22 protein-coding genes are annotated in these 25,500 nt (G+C 73.7%); 12 read left to right on the forward strand and 10 right to left on the reverse strand.

The genetic code is table 11. From position 1 onward, the window contains the following. Positions 1-38 precede the first annotated feature (38 nt). A complete protein-coding gene (locus ACRYCC_RS39735) occupies positions 39-1,028 on the reverse strand; it encodes a ketopantoate reductase family protein (RefSeq protein WP_433819252.1) in 990 nt (329 codons plus the stop codon). Positions 1,029-1,064: 36 nt separating this feature from the next. Then, complete coding sequence (locus ACRYCC_RS39740; RefSeq protein ID WP_433819253.1) at positions 1,065-3,557, reverse strand: DEAD/DEAH box helicase; 2,493 nt, start codon at positions 3,555-3,557, stop codon at positions 1,065-1,067. A gap of 201 nt (positions 3,558-3,758) precedes the next feature. Here ACRYCC_RS39740 and ACRYCC_RS39745 point away from each other — a divergent pair, with 201 nt between their 5' ends. Beyond that, positions 3,759-5,021 carry a beta-ketoacyl-[acyl-carrier-protein] synthase family protein gene (locus tag ACRYCC_RS39745; RefSeq protein WP_433819254.1) on the forward strand — a complete coding sequence of 421 codons (1,263 nt, stop codon included), beginning with the start codon at positions 3,759-3,761 and terminating at the stop codon, positions 5,019-5,021. A 403-nt stretch (positions 5,022-5,424) separates the two neighbouring features. On the opposite strand, the gene ACRYCC_RS39750 is transcribed toward ACRYCC_RS39745, so the two are convergent. Genes ACRYCC_RS39750 through ACRYCC_RS39760 form a run of 3 tightly spaced genes read right to left on the reverse strand, consistent with a single transcriptional unit; the run spans position 5,425 to position 7,261 of the window. Then, on the reverse strand, positions 5,425-6,411 hold the full coding sequence (locus ACRYCC_RS39750; RefSeq protein ID WP_433819255.1) for a hypothetical protein: 987 nt from the start codon (positions 6,409-6,411) through the stop codon (positions 5,425-5,427). Beyond that, positions 6,408-6,815: a dihydrofolate reductase family protein gene (locus ACRYCC_RS39755; RefSeq protein ID WP_433819256.1), complete on the reverse strand. Its 408-nt coding sequence runs from the start codon at positions 6,813-6,815 to the stop codon at positions 6,408-6,410. Before ACRYCC_RS39755 ends, ACRYCC_RS39750 begins: the two co-directional genes overlap by 4 nt. Continuing rightward, the gene (locus ACRYCC_RS39760; RefSeq protein WP_433819257.1) at positions 6,743-7,261 is read right to left on the reverse strand and encodes a hypothetical protein; all 519 of its coding nucleotides are present in this window, start codon (positions 7,259-7,261) and stop codon (positions 6,743-6,745) included. Before ACRYCC_RS39760 ends, ACRYCC_RS39755 begins: the two co-directional genes overlap by 73 nt. A gap of 149 nt (positions 7,262-7,410) precedes the next feature. Between ACRYCC_RS39760 and ACRYCC_RS39765 the strand changes: the two genes are divergently transcribed. Genes ACRYCC_RS39765 through ACRYCC_RS39780 form a run of 4 tightly spaced genes read left to right on the forward strand, consistent with a single transcriptional unit; the run spans position 7,411 to position 9,845 of the window. After that, positions 7,411-8,340: an SPFH domain-containing protein gene (locus ACRYCC_RS39765; protein ID WP_433819258.1), complete on the forward strand. Its 930-nt coding sequence runs from the start codon at positions 7,411-7,413 to the stop codon at positions 8,338-8,340. Between the two features lie 15 nt (positions 8,341-8,355). Further along, a complete protein-coding gene (locus ACRYCC_RS39770; RefSeq protein ID WP_433819259.1) occupies positions 8,356-8,589 on the forward strand; it encodes a type II toxin-antitoxin system antitoxin in 234 nt (77 codons plus the stop codon). Between the two features lies 1 nt (position 8,590). Further along, positions 8,591-9,223: a GOLPH3/VPS74 family protein gene (locus ACRYCC_RS39775; RefSeq protein WP_433819260.1), complete on the forward strand. Its 633-nt coding sequence runs from the start codon at positions 8,591-8,593 to the stop codon at positions 9,221-9,223. Positions 9,224-9,251: 28 nt separating this feature from the next. Beyond that, positions 9,252-9,845 carry a P-loop NTPase family protein gene (locus ACRYCC_RS39780; protein ID WP_433819261.1) on the forward strand — a complete coding sequence of 198 codons (594 nt, stop codon included), beginning with the start codon at positions 9,252-9,254 and terminating at the stop codon, positions 9,843-9,845. Here ACRYCC_RS39780 and meaB read toward each other — a convergent pair. The 5 genes from meaB to ACRYCC_RS39805 all read right to left on the reverse strand — a co-directional run bounded on the left by meaB (position 9,820) and on the right by ACRYCC_RS39805 (position 17,139). Beyond that, the gene (meaB, locus tag ACRYCC_RS39785) at positions 9,820-10,803 is read right to left on the reverse strand and encodes a methylmalonyl Co-A mutase-associated GTPase MeaB (protein WP_433819262.1); all 984 of its coding nucleotides are present in this window, start codon (positions 10,801-10,803) and stop codon (positions 9,820-9,822) included. The genes ACRYCC_RS39780 and meaB overlap by 26 nt on opposite strands. Further along, positions 10,800-13,004, reverse strand: a complete 2,205-nt coding sequence (scpA, locus tag ACRYCC_RS39790) for a methylmalonyl-CoA mutase (protein WP_433819263.1) — start codon at positions 13,002-13,004, stop codon at positions 10,800-10,802. Before scpA ends, meaB begins: the two co-directional genes overlap by 4 nt. Beyond that, positions 13,001-14,854 (reverse strand): methylmalonyl-CoA mutase family protein, encoded by a 1,854-nt coding sequence (locus ACRYCC_RS39795; protein WP_433819264.1) that lies wholly within the window; start codon positions 14,852-14,854, stop codon positions 13,001-13,003. Before ACRYCC_RS39795 ends, scpA begins: the two co-directional genes overlap by 4 nt. Before the next feature lie 196 nt (positions 14,855-15,050). Then, positions 15,051-15,455, reverse strand: a complete 405-nt coding sequence (locus tag ACRYCC_RS39800) for a hypothetical protein (protein WP_433819265.1) — start codon at positions 15,453-15,455, stop codon at positions 15,051-15,053. 202 nt (positions 15,456-15,657) lie between these two features. Next, positions 15,658-17,139 (reverse strand): class I adenylate-forming enzyme family protein, encoded by a 1,482-nt coding sequence (locus ACRYCC_RS39805; protein WP_433819266.1) that lies wholly within the window; start codon positions 17,137-17,139, stop codon positions 15,658-15,660. A 274-nt stretch (positions 17,140-17,413) separates the two neighbouring features. Between ACRYCC_RS39805 and ACRYCC_RS39810 the strand changes: the two genes are divergently transcribed. The 7 genes from ACRYCC_RS39810 (at position 17,414) to ACRYCC_RS39840 (ending at position 25,497) form a co-directional block, all read left to right on the forward strand. Then, complete coding sequence (locus ACRYCC_RS39810; RefSeq protein ID WP_433819267.1) at positions 17,414-18,622, forward strand: cytochrome P450; 1,209 nt, start codon at positions 17,414-17,416, stop codon at positions 18,620-18,622. 105 nt (positions 18,623-18,727) lie between these two features. Further along, positions 18,728-19,915, forward strand: coding sequence for a cytochrome P450 (locus ACRYCC_RS39815; protein ID WP_433819268.1), 1,188 nt, complete (start codon positions 18,728-18,730; stop codon positions 19,913-19,915). A gap of 63 nt (positions 19,916-19,978) precedes the next feature. Beyond that, a complete protein-coding gene (locus tag ACRYCC_RS39820; protein WP_433819269.1) occupies positions 19,979-20,980 on the forward strand; it encodes a 3-oxoacyl-ACP synthase III family protein in 1,002 nt (333 codons plus the stop codon). Between the two features lie 101 nt (positions 20,981-21,081). Further along, positions 21,082-21,831, forward strand: coding sequence for a glycosyltransferase family 2 protein (locus ACRYCC_RS39825; RefSeq protein ID WP_433819270.1), 750 nt, complete (start codon positions 21,082-21,084; stop codon positions 21,829-21,831). Beyond that, positions 21,828-22,997: a cytochrome P450 gene (locus tag ACRYCC_RS39830; RefSeq protein WP_433819271.1), complete on the forward strand. Its 1,170-nt coding sequence runs from the start codon at positions 21,828-21,830 to the stop codon at positions 22,995-22,997. The genes ACRYCC_RS39825 and ACRYCC_RS39830 overlap by 4 nt, the downstream gene beginning before the upstream one ends. Further along, on the forward strand, positions 22,994-24,559 hold the full coding sequence (locus tag ACRYCC_RS39835; RefSeq protein WP_433819272.1) for a class I adenylate-forming enzyme family protein: 1,566 nt from the start codon (positions 22,994-22,996) through the stop codon (positions 24,557-24,559). Before ACRYCC_RS39830 ends, ACRYCC_RS39835 begins: the two co-directional genes overlap by 4 nt. Then, positions 24,556-25,497 carry an NAD-dependent epimerase/dehydratase family protein gene (locus ACRYCC_RS39840; protein ID WP_433819273.1) on the forward strand — a complete coding sequence of 314 codons (942 nt, stop codon included), beginning with the start codon at positions 24,556-24,558 and terminating at the stop codon, positions 25,495-25,497. The genes ACRYCC_RS39835 and ACRYCC_RS39840 overlap by 4 nt, the downstream gene beginning before the upstream one ends. Positions 25,498-25,500 lie beyond the last annotated feature (3 nt).

Genomic DNA, 25,500 nt, shown 5'->3' on the forward strand with positions numbered 1-25,500 from the left:
CCATTCGAGGAGGGCCGCCGGCGGCGGCCCTATGCGGCTCAGCCGTCGATGAGCGCCAGCAGCTCCGCGGGCGTCATGCCGCCCGGCGCCCGGCGCTCCCGGGCGAAGCGGTTGGCCTCCCGCTGGAGCACCTCGTTGACGGGTGCCGGCACCCCGTGCCGCCGGCCGAGCATGACGATCTCCCCGTTGAGGTAGTCGGCCTCGATCGAGCCCGTACCGCGGATCAGGCTCTGCCAGGACGACCCGCCGCCGCGCCGTGCGCCGTCGACCGGTCGCAGCCGGACGAGATCGCCCCGGCGCTCGGCCGCCTCGCGCGCGCTCGCGTAGCCGATCCCCGCCGCGGCGAGCACCTTCTCGCCTTCGTCGCGGGCGCGCCCGGTCAGCCCGGCGGCCTCGTCGCCGGGCCCGCAGAGCGCCTCGACGGCGTTGCCCAGGTTGCCCAGCAGCTTCCCGTACTTCCAGCGCATGACGTCCGCGCTGACCGGAGCCAGGAACACGCTGCCCTCCAGGTCCGCGCTGATGCGCCCGGCCACCTCGTCGGTGCCGGACGGGTACCGGCCCAGATGCAGGATCCCCGACAGCGGCGCGCCCGCCGCCTCGACGGCGCCCGGCTCCAGGTGGGAGGCCGGCAGCCAGACGCACATGCCGTAGACGTGCCGGAACCGGCGCGCCGCCAGCCGCTCGCTCTCCACCCCGTTCTGCGCGCAGACGACCGGCAGCTCCCCGGCCGCCGTGCCCCCGCCGGCCACCGGCCGGTCCCGCCAGGCGTCCAGGGCGGCGACGGTGTCCTGGGTCTTGACCGCCAGCACCAGGACGTCACCGGCGCGCAGCCCGACCGACTCGGGCCGGTCCGCCACCGGCACGCGCAGTGTCCGGGTGCCGTCCGGGGTGGCGAAGCGCAGCCCGTCCGCGGCGAGCGCCGCGTGGTGGGCACCGCGCGCCACCAGGACGACCTGGTGCCCGTTGTCGAACAGCCGGGCGCCGATGGTGCCGCCGACGGCGCCGGCACCGATGATGATGTATCGCACGATGTCAGCCTAAGTGCGGGCCCGTAGCGGCGACGCCTACATCCGGTCGACCGACAGGACCCGGACGACGGCCTCGCCCGCCTCGTCGGAGGCGGCGAGATCGACCTCGGCGCTGATGCCCCAGTCGTGGTCGTCCGCGGGGTCGTCGAAGATCTGCCGGATCCGCCAGAGACCGGCCTCCTCCTCGATCAGCAGCAGCTTGGGTCCCCGCGCGTCCGGGCCGGTCAGCAGCTCGTCGTGGTCGGCGTAGTAGGCCTCCATGGCCTCCGTCCAGCCACCGGCGCCCAGCTCCGGGTCGAGCTCGCCGAGGTCGCCGTAGCGGCCGAGGGCGGCCAGCTCGACCCGGCGGAACATCGCGTTGCGGACCAGCACCCGGAACGCCCGGGGATTGGCGGTGACGTTGGTGCGCCGCTCCTCCAGGACGTCGTCGACCTCGTCGGCGGGGTTGGTGAGCTGCTCCCACTCGTCCAGCAGGCTGGAGTCGACCTGGCGGACCAGCTCGCCCAGCCATTCGATGAGGTCGATCAGCTCGTCGGTCTTGATGGATTCGGGCACGGTCTGCTGGAGGGCCTTGTAGGCGCTGGAGAGGTAGCGCAGCACCAGCCCCTCGGTCCGGGCCAGCTCGTAGAACCCGACGTACTCCACGAAGGTCATGGCCCGCTCGAACAGGTCGCGCGCCACCGACTTGGGCCGCAGCTCGTGGTCGCCGACCCACGGATGGCCCCGCCGGTAGATGTCGTAGGCCCCGTACAGCAGGTCCTCCTGCGGCCGGGGGTAGGTCACGTCCTGGATGAGCTCCATGCGCTCCTCGTACTCGATGCCCTCGGCCTTCATCTCGGCGATGGCCTCGCCCCGCGCCTTGTTCTCCTGGGCCGCGAGGATCTGGCGCGGGTCGTCGAGCGTCGACTCCACCACGGTGAGCACGTCGAGGGCGTACGAGGGCGACGCGGGGTCGAGCAGCTCGAAGGCCGCCAGCGCGAAGGTCGACAGCGGCTGGTTGAGCGCGAAGTCGGACTGCAGGTCGATGGTGATCCTGGCGTACCGGCCCTCCTCGTCGGGCTCCTCGAGGAGTTCCACCACTCCCCCGGCCAGCAGCGACCGGTAGATCGCGATGGCCTGGTGGATGTGCCGGCGCTGGGCCGGGCGCTCCTCGTGGTTGTCGGTGAGCAGCTTCTTCATCGCCTGGAAGGCGTTGCCGGGCCGGCCGATGATCGACAGCAGCATGGCGTGGCTGACCTGGAACCGTGACCTGAGCTGCTCGGGCTCGGCGGTCTGCAGCCGCGTGAACGTCTCCTCGTCCCAGCTCACGAACCCCTCGGGGGCCTTCTTGCGCTGGACCTTGCGCCGCTTCTTGGGGTCGTCACCGGCCTTGGCGAGGGCCTTCTCGTTCTCCACCACGTGCTCGGGGGCCTGCGCGACCACGAAGCCGACGGTGTCGAAGCCGGCCCGCCCGGCCCGCCCGGCGATCTGGTGGAACTCGCGGGCGCGCAACCGCCGCACCCGGGTCCCGTCGTACTTGCTGAGCGCGGTGAACACGACCGTGCGGATCGGCACGTTGACGCCGACGCCGAGCGTGTCGGTGCCGCAGATCACCTTGAGCAGGCCGGCCTGGGCGAGGCGCTCGACCAGCCGCCGGTACTTGGGCAGCATCCCCGCGTGGTGCACGCCGATGCCGTGCCGGACGAACCGGGAGAGGTTGCGGCCGAACTTCGTGGTGAAGCGGAAGTTGCCGATGAGATCGGCGATCTGCTCCTTCTCGGCCTTGCTGCACACGTTGATGCTCATCAGCGCCTGGGCCCGCTCGATCGCGGCCGCCTGCGTGAAGTGCACGACGTAGACCGGGGCCTTCTGGATCGACAGCAGCTCCTCGATCGTCTCGTGCAGCGGGGTGGTGCGGTACTCGTAGAGCAGCGGCACGGGCCGTTCGACCGACCGGATCACCGCGGTCGGCCGGCCGTTGCGGCGGGTCAGGTCCTTCTCGAACCGCGTGACGTCCCCCAGCGTCGCCGACATGAGCAGGAACTGCGCCTGCGGCAGCTCCAGCAGCGGGATCTGCCAGGCCCAGCCGCGCTCAGGCTCGGCGTAGAAGTGGAACTCGTCCATCACGACCAGCCCGATGTCGGCGTTCGCGCCGTCGCGCAGCGCGATCTGGGCCAGCACCTCCGCGGTGCAGCAGATGATCGGGGCGAGCGGGTTGACGCTGGCGTCGCCGGTCATCATCCCGACGTTCTCGGTGCCGAACATCGCGCACAGGTCGAAGAACTTCTCCGACACCAGGGCCTTGATGGGCGCGGTGTAGAAGCTGCACTCGTCCCGGCCCAGGGCGGCGAAGTGCGCACCGGCCGCGACCAGGCTCTTGCCGGAGCCGGTGGGGGTGCTCAGGATGACGTTCGCCCCCGAGACCACCTCGATCAGCGCGTCCTCCTGGGCGGGGTAAAGGGTGATCCCCCGCTCCTCCACCCACCCTTGGAACGCGCCGTAGAGGGCATCGGGGTCGGCTTCCCTGGGCAGCTGATCGATGAGCTTCACCCCACCATCCTGCCCGCAACCGGGGCATGGCCGCGCCGCCCGAGTCAAGCCCCCCGGCGGAACGGCCGCCAGAACCGGCTCCGCGGTCACTTCCGTCTCCTTGACATCAATGGCCCCGCCGCCCATGATCTGCCACCAATTGCAGATCTGATGTGCCCGTCACACCGTGGGCGTTCGCTCCTGAATCGTGAGGTACCGGCGATGACGTTCGGACGGAGACCCGACGGGACCCCCCGTGTCGTCGTCACCGGGCTGGGCGTGAAGAGCCCCGCGGGAAACTCGATCGAGGAGGCGTACGCGACGGTCCTGTCAGGCAAGTCGCAGGCCACGCATCTCCCCGAGCTGATGGACGCCGGGCTGCCGGTCACGTTCGGCTGTCCCGTGCCGGAGTACGACGCCGGCGCCTACTTCGGCACGGTGGACGACCGGCACCTGGACCGGGCCACCAAGCTCGGCGTGGCGGCGGCCACCGACGCGGTGGCCGACTCCGGCCAGGACTTCCGCGCCGACCCGGACCGGTCGGGAGTGTACGTCGGGACCGGCGGCGTCAACCTCGCCTCCACGGTCACGCTCGCCGGGCACCAGCACGGCGGCGACCTGAGCAGGGTCCCGGTCATCGCGGTACCCATGATCATGCCGAACTCCACCGCCGCGCGGATCGCCATCCGGCACGGGCTGCGGGGCCCCTGCCTGACGGTCAACGCGGCCTGCGCGAGCGGGGCCACGGCGATCGGCGAGGCCATGCTGGCCATCCGGGCCGGCCGGATCGACCGGGCGGTCGCCGGTGGCCTGGACGCCCTGCTCACGCCGTTCTTCATGGCCGCCTTCGCCCGGCTCGGCGCGCTGTCACGCCGCAACGAGGCCCCGTCGGAGGCCAGCCGGCCCTTCGACCGCGAGCGCGACGGCTTCGTCATGGCCGAGGGCGCCGCGTTCCTGGTGCTGGAACGCCTGGAGGACGCCGCCCGGCGGGGCGCCACGATCTACGGCGAGATCTCCGGATACGCCGCCACCACCGATGCCGGGCACATCGTCAAGCCCCGTGACGACGGCGCCGTGGTGGCCCGGTGCATGCGGGCGGCGCTGGGCGACGCGGGGCTCCGGCCCGGCGACATCGGGCACGTCAACGCGCACGGCAGTTCCACCGTGGTCAACGACCGCGCCGAGGCCGCGGCGATCCGGACCTGCTTCGGCCGGCCGGCGCCGCCGGTCACCGCGACCAAGGGCGTGACCGGCTACCTGCTCGGCGCGGGCGGCGCCTTCGAGGCGGCCATCGCGCTGCTGTGCGCCCGGGACGGGCTCGTCCCGCCGATCGCCAACTTCACCGGCGCGCGGGGCGCGGACCCGGACACAGCGGGCTTGGACATCGTGCACGCCCAGCCCCGCGAGACGGCCCCCGCGCCCGCCCTGTCCACGTCCATCGGCTTCGGCGGCCACAACGCCGCGCTGGTCCTCACGCCGCGGTGAGCGGCGGCCGGAAGTCCGCCCGACCGGCGGGGGGAGAGGCTCGCCCCCGCTCACGGTGAGCCCCTCCCCCGCCCGTCTCACCGCCCTGTCACCCGCCGGCCGGCCCGCCGGGACTCCCGCCGGGACTCCGGGCGGGCGGGGTGACCTGGGGGGCCGGAATCCGGGTCCGGCCGCGGCCCTCCCCCATGTCCAGGCCTCGGCCGACCGCTCGCGGAGCCGTGTTTCCCCGTCAGCCCCGTGCGATGAACCAGTGAATTCCGGCACCCCCTGCCACTACCGAGTTTGCCATACTGATGACATTTCAAACAAATACCGCGAACAATTCCACAGCTCTCCCGGATTGGCTGGAAAAGCATTCCAGAAGATGCGGCTTGGCACTGGAAAAGGCGGGCGCGGCCGGCCGTCACCCGCGCAGCGACCGGACCAGGGCGCGGGCTTCGGTCACCTGTCTGCTCCCCCGCGGGTAGTGCGACTCGCGCAGCCGGAGCGCCCGCTCGGCCATGGCCAGGGCCGCCTCGTCCCCCAGCGCCGCCAGCCCGGCCGCCAGCAGGGACTCCGGCCAGCCGGGGTCCAGCGCCACCTGCCGCACTCGGGCCGCCGTCCGCACGTGCCGGATCTCCGGTACGGCCTCGGCCGCACGGCCGAGCAGCAGCAGCGCGTGCGCCGCGACGAGCTGTGCCCGCAGCGTGGCCGCGTCGGCCCAGCCGAACCGCCGGCGCCGCTGCCCGGCGACCTGCCGCGCGAGCTCCAGCCCCCTGGTGGCGTGGCGGCGGCGCTCCCCCGGGTCGCCGACCGCCTCGGCCGCCCGGACGCGGGTCTGCGCCAGCACGGTCTGGACGTCCCAGGTGAACGGATGTGTGCCCGAATAGCGGGCGAGCCGGTCGCCCGCCTCCGATTCGAGGATCTTCAGCGCCTCGTCCAGATCGCCGGGCCGGGCCCGGTCCCGGATCGCCAGGCCGAGGTTGGCGCGGGTGACGCGGGTCCGGTAGTCGTCCTCGCCGAGGTGCTCGCGGCGCAGCTCCCACTCCTCCCGGTACAGGGCGACCCCCGCGTCGAGATCGGCCGGGCGCCCGCGCCGCCGGGTGTACTGCACCTGGAACGACCGGATGCTCATCAGGGTGGTGTCGGCGGGGCCGAGGCGGCGCTCGGCGCGCTCCCGCAGCGCGTCCCAGACCGCCACCGAGTCGCCCACCGGCCGGGACCGGCTGCGCAGCCCCTCCAGGCAGCACTCGACGAACAGGCTCACGTGCGGGGAGACCTCCGGATCGGCCACCGCCTCGGCGTGCAGCTCCTCGAGGGCGTCCAGCCGGCCGGTCTGCTCGGCCCGGTGCAGCAGGCACTGCAGGCGGCCGGACAGCCGCGCCTCCCCGCCGCCCGGCGACCCGGTCATCGGCCCTCCTCCTTGTCCAGCGCCCGGCGCAGCTCGGCGAGCTGCGGGGACAGCACGGCGACGATGCGGCGGCGGTCCGGCCCGGACAGCCGCGGCAGCAGGTAGCCGATCTCGTCGAGGGACTCCACCGACCGTTCCAGCAGCTCGTCCAGGTAGGACGGCGAGCGCCGGAACCCCAGGTCCATGAGGGCCTCGTGGACGGTGTTCAGGACAGCGGACGGTGAACCGCCCAGCGGGCCCAGAGCAGCCTCGGCCACCGAGCGCAGGAACGACGCCGCCCGGTCCGGCGCCACCGTGCCGGGCAGGATGAGGCACAGGTCCTGGACCGCCGTCAGCGGCGGCAGGTGATCGAGGTACGCGGCGATGGGCCGGTTGCAGACCGCCCAGGCGGCCAGCACCCGCACCAGTGTCTCCGCCGCGAATCTGCGGTCGTCGTGCTGGGCCGCCTCCAGCCCCGCAGCCATCCCTCGCGGTGATCCCGGAAGCTCCACACCTTCGTCTCGACGGCCAGGTTGTCCACCACGTCCCAGCGCCTGCCGGCCGCCTGGGCGCGCTCGGCCACGGCGAACTCCTGCTCCGCCCGCTCCCGCAGGCCGCCCTTCGCCCGGTCCGAGACGAGCAGGTACAACGTCGACGGGGACCTCTCCCCGGCCACCGCGACCACCTCGTCCCGCTCGGCCCGCCTGCCCGGCGAGGCCGGCGAGCCCGAGCCGAGGCAGGAGAGCAGGGCCGCGTAGTAACGCTCGCGGGTGAGCCAGGACTTCCTGGGCCGGCCGTCGCCGTCCGTGGCGGTCTCCTCGAACCACGTCGCGACGCCGCCGCCGCGCAGCTCCCGCACCAGTCGCACCATGAACCACCCACCGTGTCGCCTCGTGCCCTCGGACATGAGACGCCCGGGTGGTTCGCGGAGTTCGCCCTGCATGGGGGATTCGGCCCCCGCTCTATTAAAAGTGATATCACAATGATATGCTCGTGCCATCGATGTTGGGAGAGGAAGCGATGATGGACGAAGTGGACGTCGCGGTCGACATGCCCGACCCCCAGGTCTCCGAGCGGGTGGCGCGAGGCGCCCCGGGGCTGCCGGTGCTCGGCCTGTCGGTGCTCGGCCTGCTGGCCGGCGGCGCCGCCACGGCGGTGGGCATCGTGCTCGCCTCCGGCGGTGACACCGCCGCGGCCGTGACGCTGATCGTGCTGGGCGCGGTGCTCAGCCTGGGCGCGGTCTTCCTGGCCTGCGGCCTGATCGCGGTGGCGCCCGGCGAGGCGCGGGTCGTGCAGTTCCTCGGCCGCTACGTCGGTACGGTCCGGACCGACGGGCTGCGCTGGGTGAACCCCCTCACCTCGCGGCGCCGGATCTCGACCCGCATCCGCAACCACGAGACCGACATCGCCAAGGTCAACGACTTCGACGGCAACCCGATCGAGATGGCCGCCGTCGTCGTGTGGCAGGTCGAGGACACCGCCAAGGCCGTCTTCGAGGTGGACGACTTCGTGGAGTTCGTCGCCATCCAGACCGAGACGGCGGTCCGGCACATCGCCGGCAGCTATCCGTACGACTCGCACGACAACGGCCTGTCCCTGCGCGACAACGCGGACGAGATCACCGCCAAGCTGTCCACCGAGATCGGGGTGCGGGTGGCGGCCGCCGGGGTGAAGATCATCGAGTCCCGGATCACCCGGCTGTCGTACGCCCCGGAGATCGCCCAGGCGATGCTGCGGCGGCAGCAGGCGAGCGCGGTGGTGGCCGCCCGGCAGCGCATCGTCGACGGCGCCGTCGGCATGGTGGAGTCCGCCCTGACCCGGCTGGCCGACAACAACGTCGTCGAGCTGGACGAGGAGCGCAAGGCCGCCATGGTCAGCAACCTGCTCGTGGTGCTGTGCGGCGACCGGGACGCCCAGCCCGTCGTCAACACGGGCTCGCTCTACCACTGAGGCGGAACCGCCCGGATGACCTCCGAACGCAAGAAGATCCTGCTGCGGCTCGACCCCGCCGTGCACGACGCGCTGGCGCGCTGGGCCGGGGACGAGCTGCGCAGCACCAACGCCCAGATCGAGTTCCTGCTCCGCCGCGCCCTCAGCGACGCCGGCCGGATGCCGGGCGACGCCGGGCGGATGCGCCGCCCCGGCCGGCCGGCCCGGAACGAGGCCGGAACGAGCCCTGGACCCGACGGAAGGGAATGACGTGGACGTCCCCGAATCACTGCCCGCGAGGCTCTACCTCCTGGCCTACGACACCGAGCGCGGCCGCCTGACGGGCCGCTCGGAGCTGGGCTACATCATGCGCGCCGGTGCCCTCGCCGACCTGCTGCTGGCCGGTCACCTCACCGACGTGGGCGGCAAGCCCCGTGCCGGGGACGCCGCCGCCCTCGCGGACCCGTTGCTCGCCGACGTACTGCGGCAGATCGCCGGATCCCGCCCCCGGTACTGGCGGCACTGGGTCGCCAAGGGCGGCCGGCAGGCGGCCGCGAGCGTCCGCGACCGGCTCGCCGCGGGCGGCTGGATCCGGCTGGAGCAGCGCCGGGTGCTGAGGATCTTTCCGGTGACCTCCGTGACCGTCCGGGACCCCCGGGTGGTCAAACGGCTGGCCGACACGGTGTCGTCGGCCCTGCGCGGCGGGCGGCCGGTGTCCCGGCTGGATCCCCTGGACGCCGCGCTGGTCGCGCTGGCCGCCGCCGGGGAGATCAGGACGGTGATGCCGCGTTCGGTGCGGCGCGCGAACAAGCGCCGCATCGCCGAGCTGAGCGAGGCCGCCGGGCCCGTGCCCCGCGCGCTGAGCAAGGCGATCCAGGGCGCCCGCGCCGCGGCCGCCTCCTGACGGCGTCGTGAGGGAACAGGTGGCCACCATGTCGCGCGGGTCCCCACCGGCCGTCTACTCGCACTGGGTCACCGCGCCCCGGCTGCGCAGGACCGTCGTCGTCGGCTGCGGAGGCAGCGGCAAGACCACCTTCGCCCGGCGGCTCGGCGCCCTCCTCGGCTCCCCGGTCGTGCATCTGGACGTCGTGTACCGCGACTCCGGCCGGCGGCCGCTGCCCGGCGACCGGTTCGCCGCCCTCCAGCGGGAGCTGGTCGCCTCCCCGCGCTGGGTGATCGAGGGCGACCACACCTCCACCCTCCCCATCCGGCTGCGACGGGCCGACACCGTGGTCTTCCTCGACCTGCCGCCGGCCGTGTGCCTGTGGGGCATCACCCGGCGGCTGCTGGGCGGCGCCGTGCGGGGCCGGGCCGGCCGGCGGGCCCAGCGGGCGGGGGTGGACGACCGCATCACCTGGGAGTTCCTCCGGTACGTGTGGAGCTACCGCCGTCGCACGGCGCCGCGGGTCCGGGAGCTCATCGCCGAGCACGCGGGCGACGCCCAGGTGCACGTCGTGCCGTCGCGGCGGGCGGCGGACGCGCTGCTGGCCCGTCTGCCGGTCACTCCGGCGTCGAGAACGCCTTGAGGATCTGCTCGGCGGCCAGCGCCGGGGTGAGGGTGCCGTCGAGCACCTGGCGTTCCAGCCCGGGGACGAGCTCTCGCACGGCGGGGTGCCGCCGCAGGGAGGTCAGCAGCCGGTCCTGCACCATGGACCAGGTCCACCGGACCTGCTGGCGGCGCCGCCGGGCCGCGAGCTCGCCGGAGGCGGCCAGCCCCTCCTGGTGCCGTACGAGGTGCTGCCACACCGTGTCGACGTCGACGTCCTCGCGGGCGCTGCAGGTCAGCACGGGGGTGGTCCACGCGGCGTCGGCGGCGCGCAGCATGCGCAGTGCTCCGGCCAGCTCGCGGGCGGCCTTGCGGGCATCGAGCTCGAACGGCCCGTCGGCCTTGTTCACGGCGATCACGTCGGCCAGCTCGAGGATGCCCTTCTTGATGCCCTGGAGCTGGTCGCCGGTGCGCGCCAGCGTGAGGAACAGGAACGAGTCGACCATCTCGGCGACCGTGGTCTCCGACTGGCCGACCCCGACCGTCTCCACCAGGACCACGTCGAAGCCGGCGGCCTCGACCACCACCATGGCCTCCCGGGTCGCCTTGGCCACCCCGCCGAGGGTGCCGGCCGTCGGGGAGGGCCGGATGAAGGCGCCGGGATCGACCGACAGCCGCTGCATCCGGGTCTTGTCGCCCAGGATGCTGCCGCCCGTGCGGGTCGAGGACGGGTCGACGGCGAGCACCGCGACCCGGTGCCCCGAGCCGGTGAGGCGGCTGCCGAGGACGTCGATGAAGGTGGACTTGCCGACGCCCGGCACGCCGGAGATGCCCACCCGGCGCGCCTGCCCGGAGAACGGCGTCAGCTCGACCAGCAGCCGCTGTGCGAGGTCCCGGTGGTCGGCCCGGGTCGACTCCACCAGCGTGATCGCCCGTGCGATCCAGGCCCGGGAGCCTTCCCGCACCCCGGTCACGTAGTCGTCGAGGGAGGGTCTCACCCGTGGCCGAGCCTCCCGGACAGCTCCGCCAGCAGGCCGAGGGCGGCGTCGGCGATGACGGTGCCCGGGCCGAAGATCGCCGAGGCGCCGGAGGCGCGCAGCTCGTCGTAGTCCTGCGGCGGGATGACCCCGCCAACGACGATCATGATGTCCTCCCGGCCCAGGGCGGCGAGCTCGGCGCGCAGCGACGGCACCAGGGTCAGGTGCCCGGCGGCCAGCGAGTTGACGCCCACGACGTGCACGTCGGACTCGACGGCCTGCCGGGCGACCTCGCCGGGGGTCTGGAACAGCGGGCCCACGTCCACGTCGAAGCCGAGGTCGGCGAAGGCGGTCGCGATCACCTTCTGACCGCGGTCGTGACCGTCCTGGCCCATCTTGGCGACCAGGATCCGCGGCCTGCGGCCCTCGGCCTCCTCGAAGGCGTCGGTGGCCTCGCGGGCCTTGTCGATGTTGGTGGCGGCTCCCGCCTCGTCGCGGTACACCCCCGAGATCGTACGGATCTGCGCGGAATGCCGCCCGAAGGACTTCTCCAGCGCGTCGGAGATCTCGCCGACCGTGGCCTTCGCACGGGCCGCGTCGATCGCCAGCGCGAGCAGGTTCTGCTCCAGCCCGGGCGGGCGGGACCCGTTCGCCGCGGCGTCCGCGGCCCGCGTGAGGGCCTCCAGCGCGCGCAGGCACTCGTCCTCGGAGCGCTCCTCGCGCAGGCGCCGGAGCTTGTCGAGCTGCTGGGCGCGCACGGAGGTGTTGTCGACCTTGAGCACCTCGATGTGCTCGTCGCCGTCCGGGCGGTACTTGTTGACCCCGATGACCGGCTGCCGGCCGGAGTCGATCCGCGCCTGGGTGCGCGCGGCGGCCTCCTCGATGCGCATCTTGGGGATGCCCTCGTCGATGGCCTTGGACATGCCGCCGTAGGCCTCGGCCTCCTGGATGTGCCCCCAGGCCCGGCGGGCCAGGTCATAGGTCAGCCGCTCGACGTAGGCGCTGCCGCCCCACGGGTCGATCACCCGGTTGGTGCCGGACTCCTGCTGGAGCAGCAGCTGGGTGTTGCGGGCGATCCGGGCGGAGAAGTCGGTGGGCAGGGCCAGCGCCTCGTCGAGGGCGTTGGTGTGCAGCGACTGGGTGTGGCCCTGGGTGGCGGCCATCGCCTCCACGCAGGTGCGGGCGACGTTGTTGAACACGTCCTGCGCGGTCAGCGACCAGCCCGAGGTCTGACAGTGCGTCCGCAGCGACAGCGACTTCGCGTTGCGGGGTTCGAACTCCTTGACCAGCTTGGCCCACAGCAGCCGGGCGGCCCGCAGCTTGGCGACCTCCATGAAGAAGTTCATGCCGATCGCCCAGAAGAACGACAGCCGCGGCGCGAACGCGTCGATGTCCAGCCCGGCGTCCCGGCCGGCCCGGAGGTACTCCACGCCGTCGGCGAGGGTGTAGGCCAGCTCCAGGTCGGCCGTGGCCCCGGCCTCCTGGATGTGGTAGCCGGAGATCGAGATGGAGTTGAACTTGGGCATCCGCTGCGAGGTGTACGAGAAGATGTCGGAGATGATCTTCATCGAGGGGGCGGGCGGATAGATGTAGGTGTTGCGGACCATGAACTCCTTGAGGATGTCGTTCTGGATGGTCCCGGCGAGCTGCTCGGGCGCCACCCCCTGCTCCTCGGCGGCCACGACGTACAGCGCCAGGACCGGCAGCACCGCGCCGTTCATGGTCATCGACACGCTCATCCGGTCCAGCGGGATGCCGTCGAAGAGCTGGCGCATGTCGTAGATGGAGTCGATGGCGACCCCGGCCATGCCCACGTCACCGGCCACCCGGGGGTGGTCGGAGTCGTAGCCGCGATGCGTTGCCAGGTCGAAGGCGACCGACAGGCCCTTCTGCCCGGCCGCCAGGTTGCGCCGGTAGAAGGCGTTGGACTCCTGCGCGGTGGAGAAGCCGGCGTACTGCCGGATGGTCCACGGCTGGTTGACGTACATCGTGGGGTAGGGGCCGCGCAGGTACGGCGGGATGCCGGGGTAGGTGCCGAGGAAGTCCAGGCCGGCCAGGTCCTCGCCGGTGTAGAGCGGCTTGACCGCTATGCCCTCGGGGGTGTCCCAGGTGAGGGCCTCGAGCTCCTTGCCGGTGGCCTCCTCCACGGCGGCCCGCCAGCGGGCGGCGTCGCCGCCGGGGGCCACCGGCCCGAGGTCCAGTTCGCCGAAGTCGGGGATCATCGCGCCACTCCCAGATCGTCCAGGGCCGTGCGGAGCACCTCGAGCGCGTCGCAGCCGGCGAACAGCCGGGCGTCGACGCCGGGGTACTCCCCCGTGCCGGCCAGCCAGACCCGCTTGGCGCCCGCGGCCCGCAGGGCCTGCGCCACCGGCCCGGCGTGGTCGGTGTAGACCTTGTCATTCGAGCATAGGCAGACCAGGTCGGTCTCGCTCTCGCGGAACGCCGCGACGATGGCCGCCGGGTCGGTGCCGGGCCCGCTGCGCTCGGTCCGCAGGCCGCCGGCCTGGAAGAGGTTGGCGGCGAAGGTGGCCCGCGCGGTGTGGGCCGCGGGAGGCCCCAGGGTGGCCAGGAACACGCCGGGCCGCCGCCCGGTGCGCTCGGTGTGCGCGTCGGCGGCGTCCCGCAGCGCCTCGTAGTCCTGCGCGTACCGGATCCGCGGCAGCCCGCCGCCGGGCGGCTCCGGGGCGGCGGTACGGACCGGGAGGCTCTCGGTGGGGTCGGGGAACTCGCTGACCCCGGTGAGCGGGTCGCGCCGGTGGGCCAGGTTGTCCCGGCGCCGGGCCCAGGTGGCGGCCAGCCGCTCCTCGATCAGGCCGTCGCGGAGCGCCGCGGCGGCTCCCCCGGCCCGCTCGATCTCCTGGAACCACGCCCAAGCCGTCTGCGCCAGTTCCTCGGTGAGGTGCTCGACGTACCAGGAGCCGCCCGCCGGGTCGGCGACCCGGCTGAGGCTGGCCTCCTCGAGCAGCAGCGCCTGGGTGTTGCGGGCGATGCGGCGGGCGAAGTCGTCGGGCAGCCCGAGGCGGGCGTCGAACGGCTGCACCGTGACGGCGTCCGCCCCGCCGACCCCGGCCGCGAAGGCGGCGATCGTGGTGCGCAGCATGTTCACCCACGGGTCGCGGGCGGTCATCATGGCCGAGGAGGTGACGGCGTGCTGGCGCTGGCCGCCCTCCCCCAGCGAGGCGCCGCAGGCCTGGGCGACGCGGGCCCACAGCCGCCGGGCCGCCCGCAGCTTGGCGATGGTCAGGAACTGGTCCGCCGTGGCGGCGTACCGGAACTCCAGCGTCCGCAGGGCCTCGTCGATGCCGAGCCCGGCACCGGTCAGGGCCCGCAGGTAGGCGACGCCGGTGGCGACGGAGCAGCCGAGCTCCTGCGCGTCACCGGCCCCGGCGTCGTGGTAGACGGTCGCGTCGACGGTGATCGCGTGCAGCCCCGGGTACTCGCGGGCGCACCGCACGGCCAGCTCGGCGGCGGGCTCCAGCTCGGCCGGGGCGCCGGTGCGGGCCGCCAGCCCGAGCGGGTCGGCGCCGAGGCCGCCGGTCAGCCGGGCCGGTTCGACCCCGCGGCCGGCCGCCAGCGCGAAGAACGCCTCGGCGGCGGCCCGCGTCTCGGCACCGGCGTCCAGGATCACCGGCGCGAGGTCGAGGTAGACCTCGCCCAGGGCCTCCGGCAGCGCGGTGACCGGCAGCCCGCCCTGGCCGAGCGCCAGCCACACCGAGGTGACGCCGTTCTCCAGGTCGGCCGCGACCGCGGCCCGGGTCACCGCCGGGTCTGGGTGCGCGTGCCGCTGGCGTACGTCCCAGCCCGCCACGACCTCGGCGCCCGGGAGCACCCCCCGGGCGTAGGGCGGCAGCCCGGGCCGGCCGGGGACGGCGTCCTCGGCCGTGTAGAGGGGCGCGACGGTGATGCCGTCGTAGGTCGTGGTGGAGAGGAGTTCCTCGATCGTTTCCAGCGGAGTGTCCTCGGTGGCGGCGCCGGACTTGCGCAGCACTCCCTTGAACAGCTCCCGCCAGCGATCACGGTCGGCCGCGGGAAAGGCGGCCGCCAGTTCGAGCTCTTCGGGCGGCACCGTCATGCCCGCGATGGTAAGCGAGCGCCGACTCGGTGCCGTGAACCGGGGTGCCGGGAGGGCCGGTGTCGAGGGCGCTCTCGTCCCGGCGGGCGACGAGGGTCATGGCGGGCCGGGCGGGGGCCCGCCCGCCCTCGCCCGCGGGCCCGGTTCGCGCCGGTGACCGGTCCCGGGGTGCTGGTGGATCCTGGTGCGGCCGAGGTCAGCGCGGGGCGAGCAGGACCTGGACGACCTCCTGCTTGCTCAGGCCGCTCTTGAGCTGGGTCCGCAGCTGCGTCTGCTGCGGCAGGGGGAGCTGGCCCAGCAGCGCCTGCAGGTTGGCGGCGATGGTCTGGAGGTCGGTGGCGGTGAGCTTGCTCGCGTCGGTGAGCAGCAGGGTGAGCCCGCCGACGAAGTCCCCGGCCAGGATCTGCTGGACATCGGCCTGGATGTTGGCGGGGAACGCCGTCAGGACCAGCTGGATCAGCTCCTGGGGCGTGGGGGCGGCCGCCGGTGCGGCGGCGACCCGGGCGGCGGGGGCGGCCTGGGCCGGGGTGACGGCCGTCAGCGCGGGGATCAGGGCGAGCGCGGTGGTCGCCGCGAGTACGGCGGGCCTGCGGATGGCCAAGGGGTCTCCTTCAACGAGGTGATGCGTGGGACGCCCGATAAGTCATGAAACGTCCGCGCAGTTGAGTGAAGGAGATTAGATCACTGTTCCCGGCCGCCGTCAGCCCTCCGCGGGAAGCCGCATCCGGCCATGAAGGGGCGCGGTGGCGGCGTTCCCGGGGCTCCGCGCGGCGGCCCTGGATCGCCTGGGCCGGTGCGCCCGATCAGCGTCCTTCGGGGAGGCGGACCGCGGTGGCGGGGTCGTGGGCGGCACGGAGCTCGCGTTTGAGGATCTTGCCGGAGTGGTTGCGCGGGATGGCCTCGACCAGCTCGTACCACCGGGGCCGCTTGAAGCCGCCCAGCAGCCCGCGGCAGTGGTCGTCCAGCTCCTCCGGCGTCAGCGGCCCGCCCGCGACCACCAGCGCCTTCACCGCCTCCCCCCAGCGCCGGTCGGGGACGCCGACGACGGCCACGTCGGCCACTCCCGGATGCTCGAGGAGCACGCGTTCGACCTCGGCGGGATAGACGTTCTCCCCGCCCGTCTTGATCATGTCCTTGGCGCGGTCGACGAAGTAGAAGAAGCCGCCGGCGTCCCTGCGCAGCAGATCACCGGTGTGCAGCCAGCCGCCCGCCAGCGCGGTGGCGGTGGCCTCGGGCAGCCCGGCGTAGCCCGCCATCAGGCTCGCGCCCCTGATCAGCAGCTCACCGGTGTCGCCGCCGCCCTCGATCGCGAGGTCGAAGGGCGGCAGCGGCCGGCCGGCCGTGCCGGGGCGCTCCAGCTCGTCGGCCAGCGTGGAGACCAGGACGAAGTTGCCGGCCTCGGTCGAGCCGTACACGCCCCGGAAGTCGCAGCCCGCCACGCTGAGCGCCTCCAGCGTCCGGGGCCGCTCGATGCCCGCCATCCCGAAGACCAGCCGCAGCCGCCCGGGCACGGCCTCCGGGTGGCGCAGCGCCCGCCAGGTCCCTGCGGCGAAGACGGCGACGGTGACGCCGTGCTCCCTGACGAGCGCCCAGGCCTCGTCGATCGACGCCCCGCCGGGGAACACCACCGTGCCGCCGGCCGACAGCGTGCCGAGCGCGGCCCCGAACCCCGCGACGTGGAACAGCGGCAGCGCTCCGAGCAGGCGGTCCTCACCCGTCAGCCCGAAGGCCAGGACCGCGTTGACGGTCGACGCCACCCAGCCCCGGTCGGTGAGCAGGCAGCCCTTGGGGCGTCCCGTGGTGCCGGAGGTGTAGAGCTGCATGACCGGCGTGTCCCCGGACGGGCGTGCGGCCTCGCTCCCGGGCACCTCCTCCGGCACGGCGTCCAGGGCCGCGTCCAGTTCCGGGCCGATCGTCCAGTGGGTGAGCTCGAAGAGCCCGCTGCCGACCGCGAGGGCCGCCAGCGCCGGATGGACGATCGCGTGCCGGGCCTGCGCGTCCGCCACCTGGAAGCGGATCTCGGCGGGAGTCAGCCGGACGTTGAGCGGCACGACGGCCGCCCCGAGGAGGGACGCGGCGAACGTGGCCTCCAGTACCTCCGGCACGTTGACCGACAGCAGCGCGACGCGGCTTCCCGCCCGTACTCCCCCGGCGGCCAGCAGCCCGCGCAGCCGGTCCACCCGCGCGGCCAGCTCGCGGTAGTCGCGCCGCCGCCCGCCCCAGGTGAACGCGCACCGGTCCGGCCAGAGCACGGCGCCGCGATGGGCGATGTCCCCGAGCAGCATCGGCGACCCCCTCCGAGGGCGATGTCGGCCCATCCTCTCGAACGGCGTTCGGCGGGGTCAATCTCGTGGTGATCAGCACCCGCGCCCACCGGGGGCGGCTGGCCGGAAGAGGCCAGCGGCGCCTCCGGACGGCGGCGGGCGTGGCCGATCCGCAGATCCGGGCGGGGGCCGGGCACGGACCCGGCCCGGCGCCGGCGGGGGCCGAACCGAGGTATCCGGCCCGAGAACTCCCATTCGTCGCTCTGGCAACTTAGGGTGCCGATGACGAACGACAGTGTTCATCAAGAAGGGGCAGTCCATGTCGGTGGCCGAACGGCACGAGACCCGGTTGATGAAGGCCGGCAACCCCGGCATGTTCAGCCTGCTGCGGGCGGCCCGGTTCACCGGGCGCATCCGGCGGCTCCCCCGGCTCGGCTGGGTCGTCACCGATCCGCTGCTCGCCCGCGAGGTCCTCAACAACGAGCGGTGCTTCGACATCCTGGGCAAGGGCGGGGCCGGGCACATGTGGATGCAGCTGCTCGGCGACGAGCTGGAGCCGCTGTTCAGCGGCGTGGGCCACGTCGAGTTCCGCACCCGCACCCGCGACCTGTTCACCGAGAAGGGCGCCCTGGAGATCGTCGAACGGTCGCAGGGGGACTACTTCCGGTCGATCGGCGAACGGCTCGCGGCGGGCGAGACCGTCGACCTCGCCGAGTCCTCCCGGCTGCTGTCCGGGCGCATCATCTGCGACCTGCTCGGCATCGATCTGACCGCCGAGGTCGCCGGCGATCCCGACGAGCCCTACCGCACGGTGTTCGACGCGGTGGTACGGCTGGCCCGCTTCGCGCTGGGCACCGCGAGCCCCGACGAGATCCCCGCCGAACTGCTCGAGCGGGCCCGGGAGATCATCTCGTTCATCACCAGGAACGTCCAGAACAGCTACCCGGCCGCCCCGCCGGACACCATCCTGGGACGCTGCCGGGAGCTGGGCTTCAGCCTCACCATGGCCCGGGGGCTCGGCACCCTGCTCGCGGTGGCCGGGACGGAGACCGCGGCGTCCGCGATGGTCCGCACGGTCGCCATGCTGCACGACACCGGGCAGCAGGCCGCCCTGCTGGCGGATCCCACGCTGATCGAGGGAGCCGTGCGCGAGGGACTGCGGATCACCACGCCCGTGCCGGCGATCGGGCGGCACGTCAGGCGGGACACGACGGTGGGCGGGCGCCGGCTGCGCGCCGGCCAGCGGGTCACGCTGCTCACCTACGTCGCGAACAACAGGGCCGGGACCTTCGACATCACCCAGGACCACCGCCGCGAGAACCGGCAGCTGTGGTTCGGCGGCGGCCGCCATCTCTGCCTGGGCGCCGCCATCGCCCGCGCGGAGGTCAGGCGCATGCTGGCGACGGTGACGGCGGAGGGCCGCCCGTGGCGCGTCGTGTCCCGCGAGGCCGCCCGGCAGGTGATCATCCCCGCGTACCACACCCTGCGCGTACGCCTCGGCTGACCGCCCGGGGCCGTCCGGGCCCGAAATGGGCCTGGCTCACCGGTGGCCCCATTGCCTACAGTGAGCCACGAACAGTTACGTACATGATCATAGAAGGGCTGGACCATGGCAGTGGCCGAACGGCACGAGGCCCGTCTGCTCAAGACCGGCAACCCGGCCCTGTCCACCCTGCTGCGGGCGGCCCGGTTCGCCGGGCGCATCCGGCGCGTCCCCAAGCTCGGCTGGATCGTCACCGATCCGGTGCTCTGCCGCGAGATCCTCAAGAACGAGAGCGGCTTCGACATGGTCGGCGAGGGCGGCGTCGGGCACATGTGGATCCAGCTCATGGGCGAGGAGATGACGCCGCTGTTCACCGGGACCGGCCACGTCGAGTTCCGCACGCACGTCCGTGACCTGTTCACCGAGGACAGCGCCCGCAAGCTCGTCGAGCGGTCCCAGGGGGCCTGCTTCCGGTCGATCCGGGAGCGGCTGGCCGCGGGTGAGACCGTCGACATCGCCGAGTCCGCCCGGCTGCTCTCGGGACGCCTCATCAGCGACCTGCTCGGCCTGGACCTCTCGGCCGAGGAGGTCACCGGCGACCCGGACGCGCCGTACCGCGAGGTGTTCGACGCCGGGCTGCGGCTGGCCACGTTCGCGCTGGGCACCGAGTCCGACACGCGGATCCCCGAGCCGGTGCTGGAGGAGGCCCGGGAGATCATCGCCTTCATCACCCGGAACGTCGAGGCCAGCTACCCGGAGGCCGACCGCGACAGCGTCCTCGGCCGCTGCCGGGACCTGGGTTTCAGCGTCCCGCTCGCCCGGGGGATCGGCACCCTGCTGTCGGTGGCGGGCACCGAGACCGGCTCGTCGGCGATGGCCCGGACGATCGCGCTCCTGCACGACAGCGGGCAGCAGGCCCGGTTGCTCGCCGACCCGTCACTGATCGACGCGACCGTGCGCGAGGGGCTGCGGGTCACCACGCCCGCTCCGACGATCGGCCGCCACGTCCGCAAGGACACCCTGGTCGCCGGCCGGACGCTGCGCGCCGGCGACCGGGTCATGCTGCTCACCTACGTCTCCAACAACAACCCGGGGCGCTTCGACATCACCCGCGACTACCTGCCGGAGAACCGGCAGCTGTGGTTCGGCGCCGGCCGTCACCTCTGCCTGGGCGCCGCGATCGCCCGCACCCAGGTGCGGCGCATGGTGGAGACCCTGACCGCGGCGGGCCGTCCGTGGCGCGTGGTGTCCCGGCAGGCCGCCCACCGCGTGGTCGTCCCCGCGTACGAGAGCCTGCGCGTACGCCTCGACTGATCCCCGCCCGCCGCACGACCCTGCCCGGATGCGCTCACGGATCCCATCGGACGAGAGGCCCCCATGAGAACCAGGATCACCGCCGTCGCGGCATACCTGCCGGAGAAGACCCTCACCAGCGCCGAGATCGAGCAGCGCGTGATCGCCGAGAGCGGCGGGTACGTGCCTCCCTCCAGCATCTTCGGGCGGATGACCGGGATCGGCCGGCGCCACGAGATGCGCGACGACCAGCAGGCCTCGGACCTGGCCGTGGCCGCCGCCGCCAAGCTGCTGGCCAACCAGGGCATGACCGCCGGCGACCTCGACCTGCTCATCTTCGCCTCGGCCTCGCAGGACCTCGTCGAGCCCGCGACCTCGCACATCGTCGCGGCCAAGCTCGGCGCGACCTGCGCCGTCTTCGACGTCAAGAACGCCTGCAACAGCTTCGTCAACGCCATGCAGGTGACCGAGGCCATGATCGGCATGGGCCAGTACCGGCGGGTGCTGATCTGCTCGGGTGAGAACCCGTCCCGGGCCACCCGCTGGAAGATCAAGGACCGGGCGCAGTTCGTGGACTCGTTCGCCGGCTACACGCTGTCGGACGGCGGGGCGGCGATGCTGCTGGAGGCCGCGGAGAGCGGCGGCATCTTCTACCGGGACTTCTCGGCCGAGTCGACGGCCTGGAACATCGCCACCGTGCCCGGCGGTGGCTCGATGCGCCCGCACGACCCCGACGGCTACTACTTCCACGGGGACGGCCGGAAGCTGAAGGACGTGTTCCTGGGCGTGGGCCCGGGACTGTATCTGGACGCGCTGGCCAAGACCGGGCTGAGCTGGGACGATTTTGCGGTCGTCTGCGTCCATCAAGTGACGATGCCCTACTTGGAGATGATGCGCGGCATGCTCGGCATTCCACCGGAGAAGCTCGTCGTCACCGTGCGGGAGCACGGCAACGTCGCCTCCGCCAGCCTCCCGCTGCAGCTGGCCACCGCGCTCGAGGAGGGCCGCTGCGGCCCGGGCGACCGGATCGCGCTGGTCGGCCTGGCGGGCGGGATCAGCCTCGGCGTCGTCTTCGCGGAGCTCTGATGCGGCGACGCGCGGGGGGCGTGGGGGGTCGTCCCCCCACAAGTGACACGCGGCGACGCGCGGAGGGCTCGGGGGGTTCCCCAGGTGACACGACGCCTTCCATGGGCATGGCCCTGTGGGTGGTCGTCCCGGCCTACAACGAGGAGCGCTCCATCGGCGCGACGCTGCGCCGGCTGACCGAGCAGACCGACCCCGGCTTCACCCTGGTGGTCGTCGACAACGTCTGCACGGACGGTACCGCCGAGGTCGTCAGGGAGTACGAGGGGAAACTGGACCTGCGCCTGATCGAGGAACCGGAGAAGGGCACCGGCGCGGCGGCCGACACCGGCATCCGGTTCGCCATCTCCCAGGGGGCCACCCACATCGCCCGTACCGACGCGGACTGCCTGCCGTCGGCGGAGTGGATCGCCGCGGTGAAGCGGGCGTTCGGCGACGGGCTGCGGCTGGTCAGCGGCCCGCTCCGCCCGCGCACCGACGAGTTCCGGCTGAAGTGGTGGGAGCGGCGGCTGCTCCCCTCGGTGGTGGCGTTCGCGGCGTTCTTCGGCAGGTTCCGCCCCGGCAACCAGGATCCGGCCTACCTCGGGCCGTACGTCATGATGCCCGGCTGCAACCTCGCCGTCACCGCCGAGCTCTACGAGCTCAGCGGCGGTTTCCCGCGCACCCGGATCGAGGACGTGCACGAGGACCGCGCGCTGGTCAACCGGGTCCGGAAGCTGACCACGGAGTACGGGCTGCGCAAGGACATGGTGGTCTACGGCTCGGTCCGGCGGCTGCGGGCGTACGGGCTGGTCGGCACGCTCGGCTGGTACGCCGACCACCGCTACACCCCCGACGTCGTGGACATCCGTTGAGCAGGTCCGCGCGGGCGTGGGAGCGGCGCGTCCAGCTGGCCGCCCATCCGCTGGTCTACCCGATGCTGCGCTGGCTGGGCCGGCGCGGCCCGATCGTCCGGGTGCCGGGCGTCGGCGTGGTGGTGAACGACGCCGCGGTGGCCCGGGAGATCCTGCTCGATGGGGAGACCTTCCGCAAGGACGGCCCGGGCTCGCCGGGAGATCTCTGGACCCCGGTGCTGGGCCCCTCGGTGCTGCTCAACATGGAGGGCCCGGCGCACCGGGCGCTGCGGCGCAGGCTGACCGAGCTGTTCACCCCCGCCTACACCGAGCGGCTGTGCGCCCGGGTCCTGGCCGAGCCGCTGGACCGGCTCGCCCGGGAGCTCGGCGACGGCGCGGAGGTGGACCTGGTGGACACCATGCGGGTCATGGCCGGCGCGGTGATCTGCGAGGTCATCGGGCTGGAGGCGGGGTCGGAGGGCGACTACCGGCACCTGTTCGAGCAGGGCGAGCAGATCGTCTCCATGGTGTCGGTACGCACCCGTACGCTCTCCCCTCCGCAGGTGGCCAGGGCACGGCGGGTGCTCGACCCGATCGGGGACATCGCGGCGAAGGCCTACCGCTCCGGCGACGAGCGCACGGTGATGGGCCGGATGCGCGTCCTCGGGCTGTCGGAGGAGGAGGCCCGCGGCGCGGCGGGGGCGTTCTTCCTGACCGGCACCGAGACGGTGGCCACCCTGGTGCCCCGGCTGATCGCCCTGCTGCACGACTCCGGGCAGCTCGACCGGGTGGCCGGGGATCCGGGGCTGCTCGGCCAGGCGGTCGACGAGGCCATGCGGTTCACCACGCCGACCCCGATCATGCTGCGCAGCGTGCACGCGCCCGTGGAGATCGGCGGCGTGGCCATCCGGCCGGGTGACCGGGTGCTGATCGCCACCCATACCTGCTGCCGGGCGTTCGGCCCGTTCGACCTCGATCGGCCGCAGCCGCCGGAGCTGCGCCGGCTGTGGTTCGGTGCCGGGCCGCACTTCTGCATCGGGTTCCCGCTGGCCATGTCCGAGATCCGGGCGGTGGCCCGGGTGGTGCTGGCCGCGGCGCCGCTGCGGATCGTCCGCCGCGCGCCCGCCCGCGGTGTCCTGATCCCCACCTACCGCACGCTGGTCGTCGCCCGCGAGGCGGCGGCATGAGCCTGGTACGGCTCGTGCTCGAGCAGGCGGCCGCCACCCCGGACGAGGTGGCGCTGGTCGCCGGGGACGGGACCGCGCTGCGCTACGGGGAGCTGCGCCGGCGGGTGCTCGCCGTGCGGCACGGGCTGGCCGGGGCCGGGCTGGAGCCCGGCGACGGCGTGCTGTTCTCGGTCCGGCCGTCGCCGGACTCCCTGGTGCTCGCGCTCGGGGTGTTCGCCGCCGGAGGGGTGGTGGTGTTCGCCGACCCCGGGGCCGGGCCGGAGATGTTCGCCGCCCGGATGAAGCTGGCCCGGCCCCGCTGGGCCGCCGCCGAGTCGCTGCTCTACGCCGCCAGCCGGCTCCGCCCGGTCCGCTCGTACGCCCGCCGCCGGGGGCTGCTGCTGCCCGACCTGTCCCGGCTGGAGGTCGAGCGGCACGTGCACGCGGGGCGGTGGCTGCCCGGCGTGCCCCGGGGCGCGCTGTCGCTGGACGCCCTGACACGGGGGCCCGCCCCCGGCGGCGGGGACGACCTCGCCTACCCGCCGGTGGACGCGCCGGCGGTGGTCATCTTCACCTCGGGGACGACGTCGCGGCCACGGGCCGTGGTGCACACCGGGGCCTCGCTGGCCGCGGCGCTGGAACTGCTGCGGACCCGGCTGCCACTCGGCCCGGGCGACGTGGTGCACACCGACCAGCTGATGCTGGGCCTGCCGACCCTCATCTCCGGCGCGCTCTGGTCGATGCCGCCGCTGTTCGGCTCCCCGCAGACCTTCCTGCGGCACCTGCGCGAGCGCGGAGCCACCCACACCTTCTGCGTCCCGGTGCACCTGGCGGAGATCCTCGACGCGGCTCCGGGCGGGCTGCCCGGCCGGCTGCGGTACGTACTGCTGGGCGCCGCGCCGGCCCCGGCCGGGGTGCTGCGGCGGGCGGTGGCGGCGGCCCCCCGCGCACAGGTGCTGTCGGTCTACGCGATGACGGAGATCCTCCCGGTCGCGATCGCGTCCGCCGCCGAGAAGCTCGCGCACACCGCGTCCGGCACCGGGGGTGATCTGCTCGGCGCTCCGCTCCCCGGAGTCGGGGCCGAGCTCGCCGGGGACGGCGAGCTGCTGCTGTCCGGGCCCAACCTGTGCCGCGGTTACCTGGGGGACCCGCCGCTGGACCGGCTGCCGACCGGGGACCTCGCCCGGTTCGACGAGTCCGGGCGCCTGGTGCTCATCGGCCGTAAGAAGGACATGCTGATCCGCGGCAAGTTCAACCTCTACCCGGGCCTGTACGAACCCGCGATCGCCGCCCTCGACGGGGTCGCCGACGCCGCCATCGTCGGCCTCCCCGACCCCGAGACAGGCGACGAGGAGGTGGTGCTCGCCGTCGTCACGCCCGATCACGGAGCCGATCACGGTGCCCGCACCGGGGCCGGGCAGGGCGAGGGGCTGGCGGTCCGGCTGGCCCGCGAGCTGCCGGACGTCATCGACCACGACGCGCTGCCGGACCGGATCGTGGTGCTGCCGGAGCTGCCGCGCTCCGGCCGCAGCCGCAAGCTGGACCGCGCCCGGCTCCGCGAGCTCGTCACCCTCCCGCCATGACGGGCATGCGGGTCGCGGTGACGGGTGCGTCCGGGTTCGTCGGCGGGGCGGTGTGCCGGGCGCTGGCCGGACGGGGATACGAGGTCCTCGCCTGCGGCCGGCGCGCCCGGGTGGCGCCGGAGCACGTCGGCGGGGCGCACTACCGGCGGTGGGACATCACGGACGGGCCGCTGGACGGCGCCCCGGCGGCCGACGCGGTGGTGCACTGCGCGGGGACGGTCTCCGACTGGGGGCCGATCGGGGAGTTCTTCGCCACCAACGTGGACGGCACCAGGAACGTGCTGGCCTCGTTCCCGGGCGCCAGGTTCGTGCACGTCAGCACCGCCAGCGTGTACGACCCGTACCGGCCCACCGTCATGGCGGCCGAGGACCGGGCGCCGGTCCGCCGCTACCTCAACGGATACGGCGCGTCCAAGGCCGCGGCCGAGCGGGCCGTCCTGGCGAGCGGGGCCAGGGCGGTCATCCTGCGCCCGCACGCCGTCTACGGGCCCGGCGACACCACGATCCTGCCCCGGATCCTGTCCGCGGTGCGCGGCGGGGTGCTGCTCGGCGTCGGCGACGGACGGCAGCGGATCAGCATGACCTCGATCGGCAACCTGGTCCAGGCCTGCCTGCTGGCGGTCTCCGGGCCCGTGGACCACGGCGTCTTCAACGTCACCGACGCCGAGCCGGTCACCCTGGACGACGCGCTGCGCGCGATCCTCGCCGAGCGCGGTGTCCGGGCCCGGACCGCCTATCTGCCGCTGCGGGCGGTCTGGCCGGTGGCGAGCGCGGTCGAGGGCGCGTTCCTGCTGGCGGGAAGCCGGCGGCCGCCCCGCCTCACCCGCTACGCGCTCAGCCATCTGGCGGTCGAGCGGACCCTGGACCTCACCGCGGCCCGCGGCCGGCTCGGTTACGACCCGGCGCCCACGTCGTTCGCGGGCGCCGCCTCCTGGTAGCCG

The organism is Actinomadura scrupuli, from assembly GCF_050971785.1.
GTDB lineage: Bacteria > Actinomycetota > Actinomycetes > Streptosporangiales > Streptosporangiaceae > Actinomadura_E > Actinomadura_E scrupuli.

Excerpts from the sequence above, each read along its gene's own strand:
- ACRYCC_RS39745 (WP_433819254.1), top strand. The coding sequence starts at position 3,759 with ATGACGTTCGGACGGAGACCCGACGGGACCCCCCGTGTCGTCGTCACC.
- ACRYCC_RS39750 (WP_433819255.1), bottom strand. The coding sequence starts at position 6,411 with ATGACCGGGTCGCCGGGCGGCGGGGAGGCGCGGCTGTCCGGCCGCCTG.
- ACRYCC_RS39760 (WP_433819257.1), bottom strand. The coding sequence starts at position 7,261 with ATGGTGCGACTGGTGCGGGAGCTGCGCGGCGGCGGCGTCGCGACGTGG.
- ACRYCC_RS39765 (WP_433819258.1), top strand. The coding sequence starts at position 7,411 with ATGATGGACGAAGTGGACGTCGCGGTCGACATGCCCGACCCCCAGGTC.
- ACRYCC_RS39770 (WP_433819259.1), top strand. The coding sequence starts at position 8,356 with ATGACCTCCGAACGCAAGAAGATCCTGCTGCGGCTCGACCCCGCCGTG.
- ACRYCC_RS39780 (WP_433819261.1), top strand. The coding sequence starts at position 9,252 with ATGTCGCGCGGGTCCCCACCGGCCGTCTACTCGCACTGGGTCACCGCG.
- scpA (WP_433819263.1), bottom strand. The coding sequence starts at position 13,004 with ATGATCCCCGACTTCGGCGAACTGGACCTCGGGCCGGTGGCCCCCGGC.
- ACRYCC_RS39795 (WP_433819264.1), bottom strand. The coding sequence starts at position 14,854 with ATGACGGTGCCGCCCGAAGAGCTCGAACTGGCGGCCGCCTTTCCCGCG.
- ACRYCC_RS39805 (WP_433819266.1), bottom strand. The coding sequence starts at position 17,139 with ATGCTGCTCGGGGACATCGCCCATCGCGGCGCCGTGCTCTGGCCGGAC.
- ACRYCC_RS39815 (WP_433819268.1), top strand. The coding sequence starts at position 18,728 with ATGGCAGTGGCCGAACGGCACGAGGCCCGTCTGCTCAAGACCGGCAAC.
- ACRYCC_RS39820 (WP_433819269.1), top strand. The coding sequence starts at position 19,979 with ATGAGAACCAGGATCACCGCCGTCGCGGCATACCTGCCGGAGAAGACC.
- ACRYCC_RS39825 (WP_433819270.1), top strand. The coding sequence starts at position 21,082 with ATGGGCATGGCCCTGTGGGTGGTCGTCCCGGCCTACAACGAGGAGCGC.
- ACRYCC_RS39835 (WP_433819272.1), top strand. The coding sequence starts at position 22,994 with ATGAGCCTGGTACGGCTCGTGCTCGAGCAGGCGGCCGCCACCCCGGAC.
- ACRYCC_RS39840 (WP_433819273.1), top strand. The coding sequence starts at position 24,556 with ATGACGGGCATGCGGGTCGCGGTGACGGGTGCGTCCGGGTTCGTCGGC.